Raw genomic sequence first — 19,266 nt, forward strand, 5'->3', positions numbered from 1 at the left:
TCAGCTGGATAGAGTACTCGGCTACGAACCGAGCGGTCGGAGGTTCGAATCCTCCCGGATGCACCATTCTCTCCGTAATAAAAAGCCTTCTTTCTGATTAAACCGCTCTTAATGCTGACACCATGCAATAGATACATTGCTTCAGCAACGGCCCGCAACCTGAAAACTGCGCCATTTTCCGAAATCGCCATCCTTTGAATACCGCTCCCAAATAAAAGACTAAACCTTCGCTTATTACTCACTGGCAGCGACAATAAACGGTGTTTACGCTAAAGTAACAACCTGTTATCCAGTTTGTGAGAGCAAGATGTACGAACGTTATGCGGGGCTGATTTTTGATATGGATGGCACCATCCTGGATACTGAACCCACTCATCGTAAAGCCTGGCGTGAAGTACTGGCGCGTTATGGCATGCACTTTGACGAACAGGCGATGATCGGGCTGAATGGCTCGCCGACCTGGCGTATTGCTCAATCAATTATTGCTGCCAATCAGGGCGATCTTGATCCTCATCTTCTTGCGCAAGAGAAAACGGCAGCGGTAAAAGCCATGCTGCTGGATTCTGTGCGTCCTTTACCGCTTATCGACGTGGTTAAAGAGTGGTACGGGCGTCGCCCTTTGTCTGTAGGCACTGGCAGCGAGAGCGCGATTGCCGAAGCGTTGCTGGCGCACCTGGGGCTACGGCACTACTTCGAGGCCGTCGTGGCTGCCGATCATGTCAAAAATCACAAACCCGCACCGGACACGTTCCTGCTGTGCGCGCAAAAAATGGGCGTTGAAGCCCGGCAGTGTGTGGTGTTTGAAGATGCTGATTTGGGTATCCAGGCGGCGAACGCTGCCGGTATGGACGCCGTGGATGTACGCTTACTGTGAGTGACACGCTGTCGCTCTTTTCACTGTTTGCCAGCAGTTTTCTTAGCGCCACGCTACTCCCTGGTAATTCGGAAGTGGTGCTGGTTGCGATGCTGCTTTCTCACGTTAGCCAGCCCTGGCTTCTTGTTGTAATAGCAACAATGGGTAATAGCCTTGGAGGGCTGACTAACGTTATTCTTGGGCGTTTCTTCCCGCAGCGTAAAACTTCGCGCTGGCAGGAAAAAGCGACCCACTGGCTTAAACGTTACGGTGCGCTGGCACTGTTACTGAGCTGGGCGCCTGTTATAGGCGACATACTGTGCCTTCTGGCGGGATGGATGCGCCTTCCATGGGGGCCAGTAGTGATTTTTCTGTGCCTTGGGAAAGCGTTGCGCTATGTGGCTATCGCCCTCGTAACGCTTCAGGGTATGACGTGGTGGCACTAATTGGACTGAGTGAGTGACCTTTAATCGTCAACCATTACAATTATGCTTAATAAAATGATTATTACAGGCGGGAGGTCAATTTGATCCCGGACGTATCACAGGCGTTGTCCTGGCTGGAAAAACATCCTCAGGTTCTGAAGGGGATCCAACGTGGTCTTGAGCGTGAAACGCTGCGCGTAAATGCGGATGGCTCACTGGCGACGACTGGCCATGCGGCAGCGCTAGGTTCTGCTTTAACCCATAAATGGATCACTACTGATTTTGCCGAAGCTCTGCTGGAGTTTATCACTCCGGTGGAGGGCGATATCGACCATATGCTGACGATCATGCGTGATATTCACCGCTACACAGCCCGCCAGATTGGCGACGAGCGGATGTGGCCGTTGAGTATGCCGTGCTATATCAAAGAGGGGCAGGAGATAGAACTGGCGCAGTATGGCTCCTCGAATATCGGTCGTCTGAAAACCCTGTACCGTGAAGGGCTGAAAAACCGCTATGGCGCGCTGATGCAAACCATCTCTGGCGTGCATTATAACTTCTCGTTGCCGATGGCATTCTGGGAAGCGCGTAATGGCAGCACGGATAAAGACTCGGTTTCGGAAGGCTATTTCCGCCTGATCCGTAACTATTACCGTTTTGGCTGGGTGATCCCGTACCTGTTTGGCGCTTCTCCGGCAATTTGCTCGTCCTTCCTGCAAGGGAAGCCGACCACGCTGCCCTTTGAGAAAACGCAGAATGGTATGTATTACCTGCCATATGCTACCTCGCTGCGTCTGAGCGATCTCGGTTATACCAATAAATCGCAGAGCAACCTGGGCATCACCTTCAATAACCTGCAGGATTACGTCGTGGCGCTGAAGGCGGCAATTAAAACGCCCTCAGAAGAATATGCCAAAATCGGTCTGCAGAAAGAGGGTAAGTATCTGCAAATTAACACGAATGTGCTGCAGATCGAAAACGAACTTTATGCGCCGATCCGTCCGAAACGCGTTACCCGCAGCGGTGAAACCCCGTCAGATGCGCTGTTGCGCGGCGGTATTGAATATATCGAAGTGCGTTCGCTCGACATTAACCCGTTCACCGCGATCGGCGTTGATGAACAGCAAGTTCGCTTCCTCGATCTGTTTATGGTCTGGTGCGCGATGGCCGACGCGCCGGAAATGAGCAGTGATGAACTCCTGTGTACCCGTACCAACTGGAATCGCGTCATTCTGGAAGGGCGCAGACCTGGCCTGACGCTGGGCATTGGGTGTGAAACTGCGCAGTTCCCGCTCGCCCAGGTCGGCAAAGATCTGTTCCGCGATCTGAAACGTGTCGCACAAACGCTGGATGGCGTGTACGGTGGTAATGAGTACGAAAAAGTATGTGACCAGTTGGTTGCCAGTTTCGACGATCCGGAATTAACGTTCTCGGCGCGAATTTTGCGCTCTATGATTGATAATGGGATTGGTGGTACCGGCAAAGCGCTGGGCGAGCAATATCGTGCTCAGCTGTGCAATGAGCCGCTGGAAATTTTGCGTGATGAAGATTTTATCGCCGAGTGTGAAGCGTCGCTGCTGCGTCAGCAGGAAGTGGAAGCCGGGGATACAGAGTCATTCGAGGCGCTTCTGGCGCGACACGCCTGACACAAAAGAAAAAGGCCACATCTCTGTGGCCAAAATTTCATCTCTGAAAATCAGGGATGATGATAACAAATGCGCGTCTTTCATATACTCAGACTCGCACGGGAAAAAAGAGTTCATTTTATTTTAAAAAAAATCACTATCGGAGGTGACTAAATGCCATTGTTGGATAGCTTCACTGTCGATCATACCCGTATGGAAGCGCCTGCAGTCCGTGTTGCAAAAACTATGGACACCCCGCATGGCGACACCATCACCGTATTCGACCTGCGTTTCTGCGTACCGAATAAAGAAGTGATGCCGGAAAAAGGCATTCACACGCTTGAGCATCTGTTCGCCGGTTTTATGCGCAACCACCTGAACGGCAACGGTGTTGAGATTATCGACATCTCCCCGATGGGCTGCCGTACGGGTTTCTATATGAGCCTGATTGGTACGCCGGATGAACAACGCGTCGCCGATGCATGGAAAGCCGCGATGGCCGATGTGCTGAAGGTCAAAGAGCAGAACCAGATCCCGGAACTGAACGTTTATCAGTGCGGGACTTACACCATGCACTCGCTGGACGAAGCGCAGGACATCGCCCGTCATATTCTTGACCGCGATGTTCGCGTCAACAGTAACGAAGAGCTGGCCCTGCCGAAAGAAAAACTGCAGGAACTGCACATCTAGTTGTGTTGCCGTAAACCGCCTCTTGTGAGGCGGTTTACTCTCAGAGATCGACCACGCGATATTCCACGCAGTGGGCCTCATCTGGCTGCGGCACTTCAAGTTTTGCCGCCATCCGTTCTATTGCCGCTTCCGGCACTGCATGCTGGCGGTTCGCATTCTGCTGTTTCCACTGCTGCCACGGCACCTCCAGATAGACAATTTTGACCCGTGCGCCATAAGCGCTGAACAGGCCAGTCAACTGGCCGCGCAGCTGGCGCGTGATGTTAGTCGCGTTCCAGACAAACGGTATTTTCTGGCGAAGCAGCACGCGAGCCTCTTCTTTGGCCAGCTGGACGACCCGGCCCGTAGCCTGACGATCCTGCGGACTAACGCCGATGCGTCTGCGAATATCATCCAGACTCACCACCGCCATTCCCTGGCAGTGCTCGCGGACGTAGTGATCTTTCCCCATACCCGGCAGGGCGCTAAGCAGCGTAACGTCAAAGCCTTCGGCCTCCCAGGGGGTAAAATCCGGCGAACTGTTTTCATGCGTCAAATAGTGCCAACGTGCCGCGTTCGAAGCGAAAGGGCGCGCCTGTCCCCAGCACTGTTGCTCCTGGCAGAACAGTTCAAACAGCGTGATGCGGTCAAGCATCTCCTGCTTATCTGCGCAATGGCGTCCTTCCATATCGGCCCGTGCCAGAAGCGCCAGTAAGCGGGTATCAATACGCAGAGCGGCGCTCAGCAGCAACCGTTCTGGTGCCGGGCGTTCCAGCAACCAAAGCGGTAAGCCGTGCAGGCGCACCAGAGCGGCAATCTGTTCCCGCAGGGTGAAAGGCGTCGGAATATCACGCCATAAAATTTTTCTCGCTGTTAATTCGCCTTTACGCGCATGGCCTGGCGACTGAATGCGTCCATCTTCGTCCTGCACGGTAGTGCTGCGCTTTTCAACATCGTGAAGCAGCGCTGCGGCCCACATTATTTCCTGCTGTTGGGGCGCAAGCCGCGAGTAGCCAGGCTGTGCTGCCAGTGCGTCGAGCACCATCTGGGTGTGGATGCCCACATCGCCTTCAGCATGATGCAAGGGATCCTGCGGCACCTGGTGCATCTCCTCTACCCAGCTAAAACGCTGGCGCAGCGCAGTCCAGCGCTTGTCATCGCTCAGTTGCCAAATCATTGTGCGCCTCCTGCAAATTCATGCGCCATGCGTGCCCGCCGCCAGTGACGTTTCCAGTGCTCTGTTGTCTTGACGTGATTTTTCCGCACAAATTTAAAAACCTGATGAGAAAAATCCTCAACCGGAAATTCCCCGGTATTACGACTGACGATCCCCTCCAGCGTGCAGGGTTGCCCGGTCTGGGTATCCCAGGGATCGAATGCGCCACGCCCGGTAGTGAGCGCCAGAAATTCGCGCTGCCAGGCTTTTTCGTCGTGGCCCGGTTGCGGGCCGTCAATCACCGGAACGCAGGGGAAGTCAAACAAAGCCGCGTAAAATTGCACTTCTTCCCAGCTCAGCCACATATCTTTGCAGCGCACGGCAAACAGGAAGAAATCCTGCTCCAGCCCGCGGTATTCGATGGAGTGAACGGCATAAAGGTTTTCGCCGAACAGTTCCAGGTCGCCAAGGTCATTTTTGAGCCACTGCCAGCGCTGGCGGATTTTATGGGTCCACGCCGATTCGGTTGGTGCGGCATGAGAACGGGCAAACACACCATAGCGGTTAAGGCAGTTATTTTCGCCGTCCAGTTTTTCAGTGTGCACGAGCGTGTCGATGCACTGCACATCACGCCAGTAATGGGCGTTGATACGATCATCGCTGGTCGTGCCATGGGAGAACGGATAGTGCCAGGTTCTCCCGTACTTTCGTTGCGTATTCATGATAATCCATTATTTTTTGTGTAATAAATGTTCGCCCACAGGGCGTTAAGGGTTAAATGCGTTAAAAGAGGGTTGGTGAAACACACACCCGCGAAAAGAGGGTGAACGGCGAATAAGGGATAACACCTGAGCGAAATGCCCAGAACCGGTTACGGGTGAAGGGGGAAAATCGAAGCGGCGTAAAGATACACGCAGGATGGTGACAAAACAACCACCAAAATTTGTGGGAAAAAAGGGATCCGCAGATCCCTTTTTGCAACCGTTATGCCGGCAGGTGGCGCTTAATGCGCCCCACCTCCGCCACCGCCCGCGCCAAACGGTGGTTTAGCGAACCACACCAGACCGAGCAGGATCAGGAATACGCCGGCAGAGAACCAGAAGATCTCATTGGCGGAAATAATCAGTCCCTGGTTGGTGATCTGCTGAGCTATCCAGGCAGAAGACTGCTGCTGCGACATACCCAAGCCTTGCAGCTGATTATAAATCTCCTGCGAGTTCGGGTTGTACGGATTCACCGACTCCGTTAGCTGGGCGTGATGCATTGACTCGCGGTTAGTCCACAGGGTAGTGGTAATCGATGTGCCGATAGAGCCAGCCAGCGTACGCGCAAAGTTCGACAGGCTGGACGCAGCGGCCAGACGCTCCGGCGGCAGACCAGACAAGGTAATGGTAGTCAGCGGCATAAAGAAGCACGCTACGGCAAAACCCTGAATAAACTGCGGCCACGCTGAAGCGCCAAAATCCATGCCCGGCTCAAACGTGTACGCACGCCAGTAGAAGCACACTGCGTACATAATAAAGCTGAAGGTCACCAGTCGGCGCATATCCAGTTTGTGGGCAAAGCGGCCGATAATCGGCGACAGCAGCACCGGGATCACCCCGACAGGCGCCGATGCCAGCCCCGCCCAGGTTGCTGTGTAGCCGTAAACCTCCTGCAATAACTGTGGCAACAACACAATGGCGCCAAAGTAGAGCATATAGGCGAGGCTGATACACAAACAGCCGATGGTAAAGTTGCGCGACTTAAAGAGTGACAAGTCGACAATTGGGTTATCGTCGGTGAGCTCCCACACCACCAGAAAACTGATGGACACCACGGCGACAATCGTCAGGACGATGATCTCCGTAGAGTTAAACCAGTCCAGCTCTTTCCCCTGATCGAGCATCACTTGCAGACTACCAATGCCAATCACCAACAGCGCAAGGCCCACGCCATCAATGCGCCGTTGCTCGGTACGGGTTTCACGGCCACGCAGGCTTTGCAGGGTCATCAATACCACGACAATGCCGATTGGCACGTTGATAAAGAAGATCCAGCCCCAGTGGTAGTTATCACTGATATAGCCGCCAAGGATCGGCCCGCAAATGGGGGCCACAATCACAGTCATCGACCATAACGCCAGCGCAATAGAACGTTTGGCTGGCGGGTAATTACTCAGCAACAGACTTTGCGACAGCGGGATCAGCGGCCCGGCAACAATCCCCTGAATCACGCGGAAGAAGATCAGCATACTCAGGCTGCTCGACATGCCACATGCCCAGGACGCAATGGCAAAGGCCACGGTTGACCAGAGGAACAGTTTCACCTCACCCACGCGCTTTGCCAGCCAGCCGGTGATAGGGATGGAAATGGCGTTCGCCACCCCGAAAGAGGTAATAACCCAGGTTCCCTGGCTCAGCGAAGAGCCAAGGTTCCCGGCGATCGTTGGAATAGCAACGTTAGCGATGGTGGAGTCCAGCACCTGCATGAAGGTCGCGAGCGACAGCGCAATGGTCATAATGACCAGCTGCGCGCCTTCCAGCGGTTTCTGTTGCATTGCACTCACCTCAGATTAACCGGCGTTGGCTTTCACGATGTTATCGATCAGGGTATTGACCGGCTCAAGGCTGATTTCCCGCGCGTTACTTTCATACGCCGGGCTGGTACGAACCTGGCTTGCCAGCACCTGGCCGTCACGCTCGGACGTATCCACCGTTACCAGCGTAGAAAGACCAATACGCAGTGGATGATCGGCCAGTTGCTTCGCATCCAGCTCAATACGCACTGGCAAACGTTGCACCACTTTAATCCAGTTACCGGTCGCGTTCTGGGCAGGCAGCAGCGAGAAGGCGCTGCCGGTACCCATATCCAGGCCAACAACCTTACCGCTGTATTTCACTTCATCGCCGTAAATGTCGCTGACCACCGTCGCGGTCTGGCCAATGCGCATATGCGCCAGCTGCGTCTCTTTAAAGTTGGCATCGACCCACAGATTGGTGGCCGGAACGACTGCCATCAGCGAGGTGGTCGGGCTGATCTGGGCGCCTGGTTGAACCGCACGGCGCGACACATAACCGGTAATCGGGCTAATGATTTTGGTGCGTTGCAGTGCCAGCCAGCTATTGCGCACTTCTGTGGCGGCCTGTTTGACGGCAGGTTGATCTTCCAGACGGGTATCCAGCACGATCGCCTGGTTTGCATTAAATTGCTGTACTGCGACATCCAGCTCGGCCTGCGCGCTGGTGACCGCATCGCGCGCATGCTGCAGCTCTTCGCGGCCAATCAGGTTAGCGCTACCCAGCGGTACACGGCGGTTGAAGTCGCTCTGCGCCTGGGCGAGGGCGGTTTTTTTCACTTCAATGGTCGCCTGCAATTGTTTGCTGTTGATCATTGACTGACGTGTCTGACGGACGCTGGTTGCAAGGCCGGTCTGCGCTTTTTCAAACGCCTGCTGAGCATCGGTTGCATCCAGCGTGACCAACACATCCCCTTGCTTAACGAAATCGGTATTATCGGCCCAGACTTTCGTCACGCTACCGGATACCTGCGCCATGATTTGTACCTGGTTCCCTGCCACGTATGCGTCGTCGGTCTCTTCAAAATGACGCAGTACCAAAAACCAATAAATTCCATATGCAACGGCAATAACAACAAAGAGCAAGGTCAGCAGCAGAAGGGCGCCTTTACGTTTGCCTTTCTTTTTGACCGGTTGCTGCGGGGTTTGACTCTCCGCACTTACGCTCATGCTTTTCTCCACGATCTTATTATTTCTTATCGGCAACGCCGACCTGTTTTTGCCAAAAAGGCCAGCATGAAATCTGCCAGCCCACTTGTCTGAATGCTTTTATCCTGGATAGTCGAGCGTCTTTTCGCGTTAGCGCAACGCCTCGAGAATGACGTCGTCTTCGTCCATCTGGTCGAGACGCGACAGGAGTTTACGGGTGATATGCTCAAGCTGATCTTTCTCGGCAACGCTTAGCGAAGACCAGAGTTGATGCAGGCAGTTGTGCTGCGGGGGCAGAACCTGACGCAGAAATTCGTGACCTTTTTCGGTCAATTGCAGATGCAGACAGCGACGATCATTATCGCTTTCGCGGCGCTCAATCCAGCCGCGTTTTTCCAGCTCATCGGCGATACGCGTGGCATTGGTGCGCGATGAACCCAGCGCACTGCTCAGCTCAGAGGGCTGAATACTGTGGTTTTCCTGGGATTCCAGCGTGATTAACGCCATAAACAGCGTTTCGTTGATGCCCTGCGCTTTTAGCATTTTGTTGCGGTTTTCCAGCAACTTGCCCTGCATATGCATACACAGACGCGTTAACAGAATTTCCTGGAAGGGGAAATCCTCGTAGCGGCTGGCGCGAAATTTAAGCATTTGTTCAATGGGCGTAAAAGAACTATCCATTTGGGCATAACCTCATTAATTGCAGTCGATATAGTAACGACAGTGACAAATAAAGTAAATGTATTATTTGTGCTAATAAATTTGCCTTATCTATACACTTGTCAGTAGCTTCCAGGCGATTCCGTAAGCGAATGCGCTGAGTAACGTGGGAACAATAATGCTGCGCGTCTTCCAGAAACTGACGCCCAGCACCACAAAACCGGCCAGTGTTGGTAACAGACGGCGGCTGTCGGCGGCAATCTCCGGTACACAGGAGACCACCAGTAACGCACAAATAGAGGCGATACCAATCGTGTCGAGCAGGACCGCGGTATAACCGCGTTTAGCAGGGCGTGCCTGCCCGGCGCGGACACGCAGGGGAAGATAGCGAAAAAGAAAATTGACGCAGCCTACCAGCACCCCGAGAAACACTACTTCATGACTCATCGGGCGTACCTTGATAAAACGCCTGCACCAGCGCCGTCAGGCACCCGGCCACGATGCCAGCCAGGATCGCCGCAGGAATAGAAAACAGCGTGACGCCGCCCAGCGCGCCCACCAGCGCCGCCGTGACGCTGAGTGTCTGCCGGCGCTGGAACGACGCCAGTAAAAAACTCATAAACAGGGCGGGCAGCATAAAGCCGAGGGCCGATTCCACCGCCGGGTAGTGTTCCAGCAACCCGCTACCGGAAAAGGCGCCAAGCAGCGTACCCGCCACCCATGAGAACCATGAGCAGAAGGCAATGCCGATCATCCAGTTCTCGCTCCAGCGGCGGTTATCACGCACCAGTTTGGCGGTCGCGGCTGCAAACACTTCATCGGTCAGGCCAAAGGCCCAGATGGCGGTTTTTGGGTTTTTCAACGGCTGCAAAATACGGTTACGCAGTGAAGGGCCGTAAAGAACATGGCGCACATCCATCGCCATGACGGTGAATGCGGCAACCCACAAGGCGCTACCGGCAGCAAGCATGGTAGTGATCACAAACTGACTGGCGCCTGCATAAATAATGCAGGAGAAAAAAACGCTTTCGAAGGGAGTAAAACCGAGCTTGGTCGCATTCATTCCAAAAGCAAACGCCACAGGAACGTAACTTAATACGATCGGCAGACTGTCTTTGATGCCTTCCTGCAGCGTAGCCCTATTCATGGCACTGGCGTCTGTCGGTGTTGCTGAACTATCCATAGTGTTTGTTATATATCACCCACGTTAATATAACCGGGATAAACAAGTCCCTTAACCTTAACAGACTAAAGGACACCTTTACACCCCGGTTTTTCTCTGAAACCGCGAAACGTGGGCGGTTGATTACATCGCCGCCTCCTGGCGGTGGAATCCTCGCCACCACACCAGCAAGTTAATGACCGCCATCGTACTGCCCGCGGTGCACACACCCGCCCAGCCAGCCTGCTGCCAGGCCCATGCCGACATCAGCGAACCCGCCGCGCCGCCAATAAAGTAACTGGTCATGTAGCCTGCGGTCAGGCGATTACGCGCATCTGGCTTCACACGGTAGATCACCGTCTGGTTGGTGATATGTACCCCCTGCACAGTGAGATCCAGTACGATAATGCCCACAATTAATGCGATAACCGAACTGTGGCCAAGCCAGATAGCGACCCAAGACAGCAGCAACAGAATCAGCCCTCCGGTGGTGGTGAGGTGAGATTTGCCTTTGTCGGCCAGTCCACCAGCCTGGCGTGCGCCGAGCGCGCCGGCCGCGCCAACCAGGCCAAACAGACCGATCACCGCTTCAGAAAAGTTAAAGGGTGGCGAGGCCAGCAAAAAGGCCATTGACGTCCACAGGATGCTGAAGTTGGCAAAACTCAGACAGCCCAGCATGGCACGCGTGCGCAGCAGCTTGTCACCGGCGAAGAGGGTAAATACGGAGGCCAGCAACTGTGGATAGTTCAGGTGCGTCTCCGGTTTAACTTTCGGCAGGCCGCGCCACAGCGCCAGCGCCATCAGTGCCATCAGGACGCTGGCGAACCAATACACGGTACGCCAGCCGCCGAGGCTTGCCAGTAAACCCGCGACGGTACGCGCCAGTAAAATTCCCAGCAGCAGGCCGCTCATAATAGTGCCGACCACTTTGCCGCGCGTGGCCGGTGTGGCAAGCGTAGCAGCCAGCGGCACCAGGATTTGCGCGACGACGGAGAATAACCCGGTCAGCGCGGTACCGAGGATCATCAGCGGCAGCGTGCTACTGCTGGCGGTGATCAGCATGCCGCCAGCGGACAGCAGCGTCATCACAACAATCAGGGTTCGACGTTCGAACATATCGCCCAGCGGCACCAGGAACAACAACCCTGCGGCGTAGCCCAGCTGTGCGGCGGTAACAATAAAGCCCGCCTGATTCGGTGAAAGCGAAAAGGCGCGGGCGATAGTTTCAAGCAGCGGTTGCGCGTAATAGTTGCTGGCGACCGCGAGGCCGGTCGCGACGGACATCAGCGCAATCAGCGCCGGGCTCAAGCCATGATGTGGTTTGGTCATTGGAATAATGAGTCTGCTCAGTATTTTTGTCAGAAGCGAATCATAACCAATGACCAGCCATTTGTGACGAGGAATGCGTGTCGGAATGTGCGGTTAGCGTGCAGCAAGAAAAACAAAAGCGCCATCCGGAGCTGCTCCCGATGGCGCTTCGACAGTTATGCCAGAATGCTTTATTTCTGTGCGGCTAATGCCTCTTTCACCCAGCCATCGAACTGCTGCTGGTGCGCTTTGATCCAGCCGTCCACATGCCCCTGAATGTCGGCTTCAGAGTTTTTGCCTGCGTGCATCATGGCATTTTCAGCATTGATATCGGCCAGCGGCAGTTTCATCACCGCGAACAGTTTCGCCGCCGCCGGATTTTTCTCCGCCCAGGCTTTGTTCGCCACAATGTGCATGGTATTAACCGGGAAACCATAGTTCATGCCGTTTGGCAGTTTGGTATCCAGATTTTTTTGCTCGCCAGGCAGGGAAGAGAAAGGCACCTGCAACCAGACCACATCTTTACCCGGCTTCAGCACATCGCTGACCCAGTACGGCGTCCAGGTGTAGTAAAGCACGGGTTTGCCTTCTTTAAAGCGGGTTATGGTGTCGGCCATCATGGCCGAGTAGTTGCCATGATTCACCGTGACGGTTTTTTCCAGCCCATACGCCTGGTGCTGGTGGTTAATCACCGCTTCACAACCCCAGCCCGGTGAGCAACCCATCAGGTCCGCTTTACCGTCGCCGTTACCGTCAAACAGTTTGGCGATCTTTGGATCTTTGAGCTGATCAATGCTCGTAATGTGGTACTGCCCGGCAGTTTTCTTATCAATAAGATAACCCTGCGCCGCGCCAGTGACATAAGTCCCCTGGCGGTAGAATTTTTTATCGCCACCTGCGGCGGCATACATGTCGTCATGTAACGGCTGCCAGTTTACGGCGGTGAAAGTGACGTCGCCTGCGGCCATTGAGGTATAACCGACGTTGTAATCGACTTCGTCCGGTTTATTGACGGTGTAACCCAGCTTTTCAAGGGCGCGGCTTACCAGCAAGGTCTGAAAGGTTTCTTCAGAAATGGTGCTTTGAAAAGGCTGTACGGTAATGCCTTTGCCCGGCAGGTCTGCATCGGCTGCGAACGTGCTGGTAGAGACAAGGGTGGCAAACGCTGTGGCAAAAAGTACGCTATGTCGCATCGTTGTTCCTTATTTTCAGGTGGGATACTGGAAGCCCGGCAGGCAGTACGCCGCCGGGCAACAGGATTATTTGGCGAATGGGCGGGTCAGCAGACCCAGAGGACCGGTTTGATACCAGCGGCGATTTCCCCGGCTGCGGGAGTCGCGGCCAACAGCCTGGGTCAGGCGGTCGAGAATGATGGCGAGGATCACAATGCCCACCCCGCCAACAGTGGCCAGCCCCATATCAAGGCGACCGATCCCGCGAAGTACCATCTGGCCAAGCCCGCCAACGGCGATCATCGAGGCGATCACTACCATGGAGAGGGCAAGCATCAACGTCTGGTTAATTCCCGCCATAATGGTGGGCATGGCCAGTGGTAACTGTACTTTGAACAACATCTGACGCGGGCTGGCACCAAATGAGCGCGACGCTTCGATTAAATCCGCCGGCACCTGGTTAATCCCAAGAATGGTCAGACGCACGACCGGCGGCAGGGCGAAGATAATCGTCACCACCACACCCGGTACGTTACCGATACCAAACAGCATGACTATCGGCACCAGATAAACAAACGCCGGTGTTGTCTGCATCGCATCCAGCAGGGGACGAATAATTTTTGCCGCCCGCTGGCTGCGTGCCAGCCAGATCCCCAGCGGCAGACCAATCACCACGCAGAACAGCAGTGCGGTGAGCACCAGCGCCAGCGTGATCATCGCCTGCGACCAGGCACCAATTGCGCCAATGGCAATCAGCGATACCAACGTGGCGATCCCCATTCCGGCGCTACTCATCTGCCAGGCTATCAACGAGAAGACGATGATGGCGACGGGCGCAGGCATCCCCAGCAGCAATTGCTGGAACGCGCTGAGGATGTAATCCACCGGTACGCGGATCCCCTGAAATACCGGGCGGAAATGCATGACCACCCAGTCGATCGCGTGCGTCACCCAACTGTCCAGTGGGATCAACGTCTTATGGAACGGATCCATAATATTGAAATGCTCTGGCGCAGGCGCAGGTGCGCTGTTTAGCCAGTCTGCGCTGCCGCCATCGGCGGGCGCGGATGCACCGCCGCCCCAGGCGTCGGTAGATTGTGCCGCGCTGTCGGCGGCGGGCGTGCTATCCCACGGATTGTTTTGATCAGCCATTGTTTGCCCCCTCGCGATCTAAAGCCTGTAGCAACATCCGTTTTGAGATGATGCCCACGTACTGTTGTTCTTCTCCGACGACCGGCACCGCGCACGGCGCCTGGCCAACATGAGAGAGCAACTCGCTCAGCGGCGTTTCAGCCTCCACCGCCAACGGGGAGTCAATTAACGCCGCATCGATTCCCTGGTTCTGGCGCAAGGCCTCTTTCAGCGAATCGATGGAAACAACGCCAACAAATTTATTGCCGCGTTCAATCACATAACCATATTCACGATCTTCATCCTGCAGCAGTTTCAGCGCAGAGCGCGGACCAAAACCGGGCGTGCGACGGATCAAGCCGACAGGGGTACGACGCGCAATATCTTTGGCGCTGAACACCTGGCTAATATCTACGCCGCGGAAGAAGGTACGCACATAATCATTGGCCGGATTATTTAATATCTCATCCGGAGTACCGACCTGAACCACTTCGCCATTTTGCATAATGGCAATCCGGTCGCCAATACGCATGGCCTCATCGAGATCGTGCGAAATAAAGACAATAGTGCGCTGATGTTTTGCCTGGAGTTTTACCAGTTCATCCTGCATTTCCGTTCGAATTAATGGATCGAGTGCTGAGAAAGCTTCATCCATTAATAAGATATCGGGATTGATAGCCAGTGCGCGCGCCAGACCAACACGCTGACGCATACCGCCAGAGAGTTCATCCGGATACGCATGCGCATAATTCTCCAGCCCGACCTGACGCAGTGCATCCAGCGCTTTTTCCTGACGCGTCTGTGCCGAAGTGCCCGCTAATTCCATACCGAATGCAGTATTATCCAGTACCGTCATATGCGGCATTAGGGCAAATGACTGGAAGACCATCGCAATCTTTTTCCTGCGCACCTCGCGTAATTCGGCGTCCGATATTTTGGCGATATCCACACCATCTATCAGCACCTGCCCGCGGGTGGGTTCAATCAGGCGATTGAGAAGGCGTACCATAGTGGATTTACCCGACCCGGATAATCCCATGATGACAAATATCTCGCCTTCTTCAATGGCCAGACTGGCGTCTTTTACGCCAAGCGACAGACCCGTTTTTTCCAGAATTTGTTCTTTCGAAAGTCCTTTTTCTATATATTTGAAAGCCCGCTGTGGATGCTCACCAAATACTTTATAGAGGTTCTTAACTTCTAATTTAATTGCCATGCAATAATAGAGTTCCTGTTATTTATTGTGTCGATATAATACCCGATGAGAATAATTGACTGGCTATACCCTAGCATACTCAGAATCTGAGACAACCCTCAATTTCCGGGCGTCGCGAATTTCAACGTTGTTGAATCGGTGCTATTTCCCATGAGATAAGGGCTGGCGGCTGGTGATAAAATTTTCGTTTGCATCGCGAAATCGCGTCTGAATTGAGTAAATTCAGACGAAAATGACAGATGCATTACAGTGTAGAGGCTGTATGGATATTATGCTGAAGAATTCGGTAAATATTATTCAATGAACAATAACCTTTTTGGCAGGCGGGATATTTAATTTTAAATAACGGATGGGATATTCCCTCCCCGTGAAAGGGGAGGGCGAGAGGATCAAAAGTTCCAGTCTTCGTCTTCGGTTTCGACTGCTTTACCCATTACATACGAGGAACCAGAACCTGAGAAGAAGTCGTGGTTTTCGTCTGCATTGGGCGAAAGGGCGGCCAGAATCGCCGGGTTCACTTCTGCCATTTCCGCCGGGAAAAGGGCTTCATAGCCGAGGTTCATCAAAGCCTTGTTGGCGTTGTAGCAGAGAAACGCTTTCACATCCTCGACCCAGCCACTGTCGCCGTACACATCTTCTGTATAGCGCACTTCGTTATCGTAAAGGTCGAGTATCAATTCCAGCGCGAAGTTTTTCAGTTCTTCGCGTTTATCGGCGCTCACTTTCTCCAGCCCTTTCTGGTACTTATAACCAATATAGTAGCCGTGGACCGCTTCATCGCGGATGATCAGCCGAATCAAATCTGCCGTATTGGTCAGCTTACCGCGGCTCGACCAGTACATCGGCAACCAGAAACCGGAATAGAACAGGAAAGATTCCAGGAACACGCTGGCAATTTTCTTCTTTAGCGGCTCATCGGCGCGGTAATGCGCAAGGATCAACTGCGCTTTACGCTGCAAGGCGGCATTCTCTTCACTCCAGGCGTAGGCAGCATCCACGTCTTTGGTCTGGCAGAGCGTGGAGAAAATCGAACTGTAGGAGCGGGCATGCACCGCTTCCATAAAGCTGACATTCGACAGTACCGCCTCTTCGTGCGGTGTGATCGCATCGCTCATCAGCGCGGGCGCGCCAACGGTGTTCTGAATAGTGTCGAGCAGTGTCAGCCCGGTGAACACGCGTATAGTCAGTTGTTGCTCCGCCGGGCTTAGTGTTTGCCAGGCGGGAATGTCGTTCGACAGCGGCACCTTTTCCGGTAGCCAGAAGTTGCTGGTCAGGCGATTCCACACTTCCAGATCTTTGTCGTCCTGAATGTTGTTCCAGTTCACCGCGCTGACGCGTGACAGTTGGCTCATCCTTTTCTCCTTACAACGCGCAGGACACGCAGCCCTGGATCTCAGTGCCTTCCAGCGCAAGCTGACGCAGGCGGATGTAGTACAAGGTCTTAATGCCTTTTTTCCACGCATAAATCTGCGCTTTATTGATATCACGGGTAGTGGCGGTGTCTTTAAAGAACAGCGTCAGCGACAACCCCTGATCGACATGGCGCGTGGCTTCGGCGTAGGTATCAATGATTTTTTCCGGCCCAATCTCATAGGCATCTTCATACAGCGCAAGGTTATCGTTGTTCATAAACGGCGCAGGATAATAAACACGTCCGGTTTTGCCTTCCTTGCGGATCTCAATTTTCGACACGATGGGATGAATGCTGGATGTCGCGTGGTTGATATACGAGATCGACCCGGTGGGCGGTACCGCCTGCAGGTTCTGGTTATAAATCCCGTACTGCATCACATCCTGGCGCAGTTGTTGCCACATCTCACGCGTAGGCAATGTAATGCGGGATCGTTCGAACAGCGCACGGACTCTCTCTGTCTTCGGTTGCCAGTCGCCTTCCAGGTACTGGTTGAAATATTCACCGCTGGCGTAACGGGAGGCCGAGAATCCGGCAAAAGTGTGCCCCCGTTCACGGGCGATCATCATTGAGGTATGCAGCGCATGCCAGGTGATGGTGTAAAAATAGAAATTGGTGAAATCCAGCCCTTCCGGGCTACCGTAGGCAATGCCTTCACGCGCCAGGTACCCATGAAGATTCATCTGCCCAAGCCCGATTGCGTGAGACGCGGCATTGCCTGCCTCCACCGACGGCACTGAACGAATATGACTCATATCCGAAACGGCTGTCAGCCCGCGAATGGCGGTTTCGACGGTACGGCCAAAATCCGGGGAATCCATAGTGTGGGCAATGTTCAGCGAACCGAGGTTGCAAGAGATATCGTGCCCGATGGCGGCGTAATCGAGGTTTTCGTCGAAAGTCGAGGCGCTGTTTACCTGCAAAATTTCCGAACACAGGTTGCTCATGTTAATGCGCCCGGCAATCGGATTGGCGCGGTTGACCGTATCTTCAAACATAATGTACGGGTAGCCGGACTCAAACTGGATCTCTGCCAGCGTCTGGAAGAAATCACGCGCATTAATGTAGCTTTTGCGCACCCGATCGTCTGCCAACAACCGATCGTACATTTCGCTGATCGCCACATCGCCAAAGGGGTTGCCATATAAGCGCTCAACATCGTAAGGCGAAAACAGCGCCATTTGCGCATTCTCTTTTGCCAGCCGGAAGGTGACATCCGGGATCACGACTCCCAGCGACAGGGTTTTGATGCGGATCTTTTCGTCAGCGTTCTCACGTTTGGTGTCGAGAAAACGCAGAATATCCGGGTGATGGGCGTGTAAGTACACCGCGCCAGCCCCCTGGCGTGCGCCCAACTGGTTGGCATAAGAGAAGGCGTCTTCCAGCATTTTCATTACCGGGATCACGCCGGAGGACTGGTTCTCAATACGTTTGATCGGTGCGCCCGCTTCGCGCAGATTGGAAAGCAAAAATGCCACACCGCCGCCGCGTTTTGAAAGTTGCAACGCCGAATTCACCGCGCGGCCAATTGACTCCATATTGTCTTCAATACGCAGCAGGAAGCAGGAAACCAGTTCACCGCGTTGCTGTTTGCCGCAGTTGAGGAAGGTGGGGGTCGCGGGCTGGAAGCGTCCGGAGAGGATCTCTTCGGTCAGTTGACGCGCCAGCGCATTGTCACCCTGCGCCAGCGTGAGTGCGACCAGGCAGGCGCGATCTTCAAAATGTTCCAGGTAACGTTTGCCGTCGAACGTTTTCAGCGTATAGCTGGTGTAAAACTTCCACGCGCCGAGGAACGTCTGGAAGCGAAAACCGCGGGCGTGTGCGTGGGCAATCAGATCAACCACAAAGGCGCGATCGTAACGGGCCAGTACGCTTTCATCATAATAGCCTTCCGCCACAAGATAATTCAGGCGCTCATCCTGACTGGCAAACGTCACGGTATTCGGGCGCACATGTGTTGCCATAAACACATCGACGGCCTGGTGATCTTTATCGAACTGAATGCGCCCCGCGTTATCATAAAGATTGAGCATTGCATTCAGTGCATGGAAATCAGGCGTGCTTTGCGTCACGCGTTCTGCGGTTGTCGTAGCCAAAATTCGCTCACTCCTTTACGCACGTTATCGATGTCCTGCCGGGTGCCCATCAGCTCAAAACGATACAGCCAGGGGACGTTGCATTTCTGTGCAATCACATCGCCCGCGCGTCCGTAAGCGTCGCCGAAATTACGGTTACCGGAGGCAATCACACCGCGGATCAACGCGCGGTTATGCGGATCGTTCAAAAAGCGGATCACCTGACGGGGCACCGCACCCGCCGTGCCACCGCCGCCGTAACTGGGCACCACAAGGATATAGGGCTCGTCTACCTGGATACGTTCGCGCTCATTCAGCGGAATGCGTACCGCCGGCAGCCCGAGACGCGCCATAAAACGCTGCGTATTTTCGGAACTGCTGGAAAAGTAGACGAGGGTGCTCATGCGCTGGCCACGCTGGGGGCGCTGTGCAGGCGGTTGATCATATCCGGGCGAAAACCGGACCATTTATCCTCTCCGGCGACCACCACCGGTAACTGACGAAAACCCATCGCCCGCAGATCCTCTACCGCTTCCGGCACCAGATCGACGTTCACCATTTCGAACGCCAGGCCACGGCTTTCCATGGCACGTTTGGTGGCGTGGCACTGTACACAATCGTTTCGAGTGTAAATGGTAATGCGCATAATTCGTATTTCCGTTTAGAATGATTAAGCGGCGCGAAAGTTCGCGTCAGT

Annotated in this window: 19 protein-coding genes; 4 read left to right on the top strand and 15 right to left on the bottom strand. The window is 54.2% G+C overall.

Translation table 11 applies throughout. The features are described from left to right. Positions 1–307: 307 nt before the first annotated feature. The 4 genes from yqaB to luxS all read left to right on the top strand — a co-directional run bounded on the left by yqaB (position 308) and on the right by luxS (position 3,593). Complete coding sequence (yqaB, locus tag RTX30_RS19880) at positions 308–874, top strand: fructose-1-phosphate/6-phosphogluconate phosphatase (RefSeq protein ID WP_312691998.1); 567 nt, start codon at positions 308–310, stop codon at positions 872–874. Beyond that, positions 871–1,299 carry a YqaA family protein gene (locus tag RTX30_RS19885; RefSeq protein ID WP_312692000.1) on the top strand — a complete coding sequence of 143 codons (429 nt, stop codon included), beginning with the start codon at positions 871–873 and terminating at the stop codon, positions 1,297–1,299. The genes yqaB and RTX30_RS19885 overlap by 4 nt, the downstream gene beginning before the upstream one ends. Before the next feature lie 80 nt (positions 1,300–1,379). Next, positions 1,380–2,924 carry a glutamate--cysteine ligase gene (gene gshA / locus RTX30_RS19890; protein WP_312692003.1) on the top strand — a complete coding sequence of 515 codons (1,545 nt, stop codon included), beginning with the start codon at positions 1,380–1,382 and terminating at the stop codon, positions 2,922–2,924. A gap of 153 nt (positions 2,925–3,077) precedes the next feature. Beyond that, the gene (gene luxS / locus RTX30_RS19895) at positions 3,078–3,593 is read left to right on the top strand and encodes an S-ribosylhomocysteine lyase (protein WP_312692006.1); all 516 of its coding nucleotides are present in this window, start codon (positions 3,078–3,080) and stop codon (positions 3,591–3,593) included. A gap of 40 nt (positions 3,594–3,633) precedes the next feature. On the opposite strand, the gene RTX30_RS19900 is transcribed toward luxS, so the two are convergent. From RTX30_RS19900 to nrdH, 15 genes are all read right to left on the bottom strand, one after another. Continuing rightward, the gene (locus tag RTX30_RS19900; RefSeq protein ID WP_312692008.1) at positions 3,634–4,749 is read right to left on the bottom strand and encodes an AAA family ATPase; all 1,116 of its coding nucleotides are present in this window, start codon (positions 4,747–4,749) and stop codon (positions 3,634–3,636) included. After that, complete coding sequence (locus RTX30_RS19905; RefSeq protein WP_312692011.1) at positions 4,746–5,450, bottom strand: RNA ligase family protein; 705 nt, start codon at positions 5,448–5,450, stop codon at positions 4,746–4,748. Before RTX30_RS19905 ends, RTX30_RS19900 begins: the two co-directional genes overlap by 4 nt. 281 nt (positions 5,451–5,731) lie before the next feature. Then, positions 5,732–7,267 carry a multidrug efflux MFS transporter permease subunit EmrB gene (emrB, locus tag RTX30_RS19910; RefSeq protein WP_312692014.1) on the bottom strand — a complete coding sequence of 512 codons (1,536 nt, stop codon included), beginning with the start codon at positions 7,265–7,267 and terminating at the stop codon, positions 5,732–5,734. Between the two features lie 15 nt (positions 7,268–7,282). Beyond that, a complete protein-coding gene (gene emrA, locus RTX30_RS19915; protein WP_312692017.1) occupies positions 7,283–8,455 on the bottom strand; it encodes a multidrug efflux MFS transporter periplasmic adaptor subunit EmrA in 1,173 nt (390 codons plus the stop codon). Positions 8,456–8,584: 129 nt separating this feature from the next. Further along, complete coding sequence (mprA, locus tag RTX30_RS19920; RefSeq protein ID WP_312692020.1) at positions 8,585–9,115, bottom strand: transcriptional repressor MprA; 531 nt, start codon at positions 9,113–9,115, stop codon at positions 8,585–8,587. A gap of 90 nt (positions 9,116–9,205) precedes the next feature. After that, positions 9,206–9,541 (bottom strand): L-valine transporter subunit YgaH, encoded by a 336-nt coding sequence (gene ygaH / locus RTX30_RS19925; RefSeq protein ID WP_312692023.1) that lies wholly within the window; start codon positions 9,539–9,541, stop codon positions 9,206–9,208. Then, positions 9,531–10,241: an AzlC family ABC transporter permease gene (locus RTX30_RS19930; protein ID WP_312692026.1), complete on the bottom strand. Its 711-nt coding sequence runs from the start codon at positions 10,239–10,241 to the stop codon at positions 9,531–9,533. Before RTX30_RS19930 ends, ygaH begins: the two co-directional genes overlap by 11 nt. Positions 10,242–10,400: 159 nt before the next feature. Continuing rightward, entirely contained in the window at positions 10,401–11,585 is a 1,185-nt protein-coding gene (locus RTX30_RS19935) for an MFS transporter (protein ID WP_312692029.1), read from the bottom strand. Between the two features lie 170 nt (positions 11,586–11,755). Beyond that, on the bottom strand, positions 11,756–12,757 hold the full coding sequence (proX, locus tag RTX30_RS19940) for a glycine betaine/L-proline ABC transporter substrate-binding protein ProX (protein ID WP_312692032.1): 1,002 nt from the start codon (positions 12,755–12,757) through the stop codon (positions 11,756–11,758). A 66-nt stretch (positions 12,758–12,823) separates the two neighbouring features. Next, the gene (proW, locus tag RTX30_RS19945) at positions 12,824–13,888 is read right to left on the bottom strand and encodes a glycine betaine/L-proline ABC transporter permease ProW (RefSeq protein ID WP_312692035.1); all 1,065 of its coding nucleotides are present in this window, start codon (positions 13,886–13,888) and stop codon (positions 12,824–12,826) included. Beyond that, on the bottom strand, positions 13,881–15,083 hold the full coding sequence (gene proV, locus RTX30_RS19950) for a glycine betaine/L-proline ABC transporter ATP-binding protein ProV (protein WP_312692040.1): 1,203 nt from the start codon (positions 15,081–15,083) through the stop codon (positions 13,881–13,883). Before proV ends, proW begins: the two co-directional genes overlap by 8 nt. Positions 15,084–15,472: 389 nt before the next feature. After that, positions 15,473–16,435 carry a class 1b ribonucleoside-diphosphate reductase subunit beta gene (gene nrdF / locus RTX30_RS19955; protein WP_312692043.1) on the bottom strand — a complete coding sequence of 321 codons (963 nt, stop codon included), beginning with the start codon at positions 16,433–16,435 and terminating at the stop codon, positions 15,473–15,475. Between the two features lie 10 nt (positions 16,436–16,445). Further along, positions 16,446–18,590: a class 1b ribonucleoside-diphosphate reductase subunit alpha gene (nrdE, locus tag RTX30_RS19960; RefSeq protein WP_312692045.1), complete on the bottom strand. Its 2,145-nt coding sequence runs from the start codon at positions 18,588–18,590 to the stop codon at positions 16,446–16,448. After that, complete coding sequence (gene nrdI, locus RTX30_RS19965; protein WP_312692048.1) at positions 18,563–18,973, bottom strand: class Ib ribonucleoside-diphosphate reductase assembly flavoprotein NrdI; 411 nt, start codon at positions 18,971–18,973, stop codon at positions 18,563–18,565. The genes nrdE and nrdI overlap by 28 nt, the downstream gene beginning before the upstream one ends. Continuing rightward, positions 18,970–19,215, bottom strand: coding sequence for a glutaredoxin-like protein NrdH (nrdH, locus tag RTX30_RS19970; RefSeq protein WP_312692051.1), 246 nt, complete (start codon positions 19,213–19,215; stop codon positions 18,970–18,972). Before nrdH ends, nrdI begins: the two co-directional genes overlap by 4 nt. Positions 19,216–19,266 lie beyond the last annotated feature (51 nt).

Source organism: Kosakonia sp. (assembly GCF_032052965.1).
Lineage (GTDB): Bacteria > Pseudomonadota > Gammaproteobacteria > Enterobacterales > Enterobacteriaceae > Kosakonia.

Coding starts and splice junctions, on each gene's coding strand:
- yqaB (WP_312691998.1), top strand. CDS start 308: ATGTACGAACGTTATGCGGGGCTGATTTTTGATATGGATGGCACCATC.
- luxS (WP_312692006.1), top strand. CDS start 3,078: ATGCCATTGTTGGATAGCTTCACTGTCGATCATACCCGTATGGAAGCG.
- RTX30_RS19900 (WP_312692008.1), bottom strand. CDS start 4,749: ATGATTTGGCAACTGAGCGATGACAAGCGCTGGACTGCGCTGCGCCAG.
- RTX30_RS19905 (WP_312692011.1), bottom strand. CDS start 5,450: ATGAATACGCAACGAAAGTACGGGAGAACCTGGCACTATCCGTTCTCC.
- emrB (WP_312692014.1), bottom strand. CDS start 7,267: ATGCAACAGAAACCGCTGGAAGGCGCGCAGCTGGTCATTATGACCATT.
- emrA (WP_312692017.1), bottom strand. CDS start 8,455: ATGAGCGTAAGTGCGGAGAGTCAAACCCCGCAGCAACCGGTCAAAAAG.
- mprA (WP_312692020.1), bottom strand. CDS start 9,115: ATGGATAGTTCTTTTACGCCCATTGAACAAATGCTTAAATTTCGCGCC.
- ygaH (WP_312692023.1), bottom strand. CDS start 9,541: ATGAGTCATGAAGTAGTGTTTCTCGGGGTGCTGGTAGGCTGCGTCAAT.
- RTX30_RS19930 (WP_312692026.1), bottom strand. CDS start 10,241: ATGAATAGGGCTACGCTGCAGGAAGGCATCAAAGACAGTCTGCCGATC.
- RTX30_RS19935 (WP_312692029.1), bottom strand. CDS start 11,585: ATGACCAAACCACATCATGGCTTGAGCCCGGCGCTGATTGCGCTGATG.
- proX (WP_312692032.1), bottom strand. CDS start 12,757: ATGCGACATAGCGTACTTTTTGCCACAGCGTTTGCCACCCTTGTCTCT.
- proW (WP_312692035.1), bottom strand. CDS start 13,888: ATGGCTGATCAAAACAATCCGTGGGATAGCACGCCCGCCGCCGACAGC.
- proV (WP_312692040.1), bottom strand. CDS start 15,083: ATGGCAATTAAATTAGAAGTTAAGAACCTCTATAAAGTATTTGGTGAG.
- nrdF (WP_312692043.1), bottom strand. CDS start 16,435: ATGAGCCAACTGTCACGCGTCAGCGCGGTGAACTGGAACAACATTCAG.
- nrdI (WP_312692048.1), bottom strand. CDS start 18,973: ATGAGCACCCTCGTCTACTTTTCCAGCAGTTCCGAAAATACGCAGCGT.
- nrdH (WP_312692051.1), bottom strand. CDS start 19,215: ATGCGCATTACCATTTACACTCGAAACGATTGTGTACAGTGCCACGCC.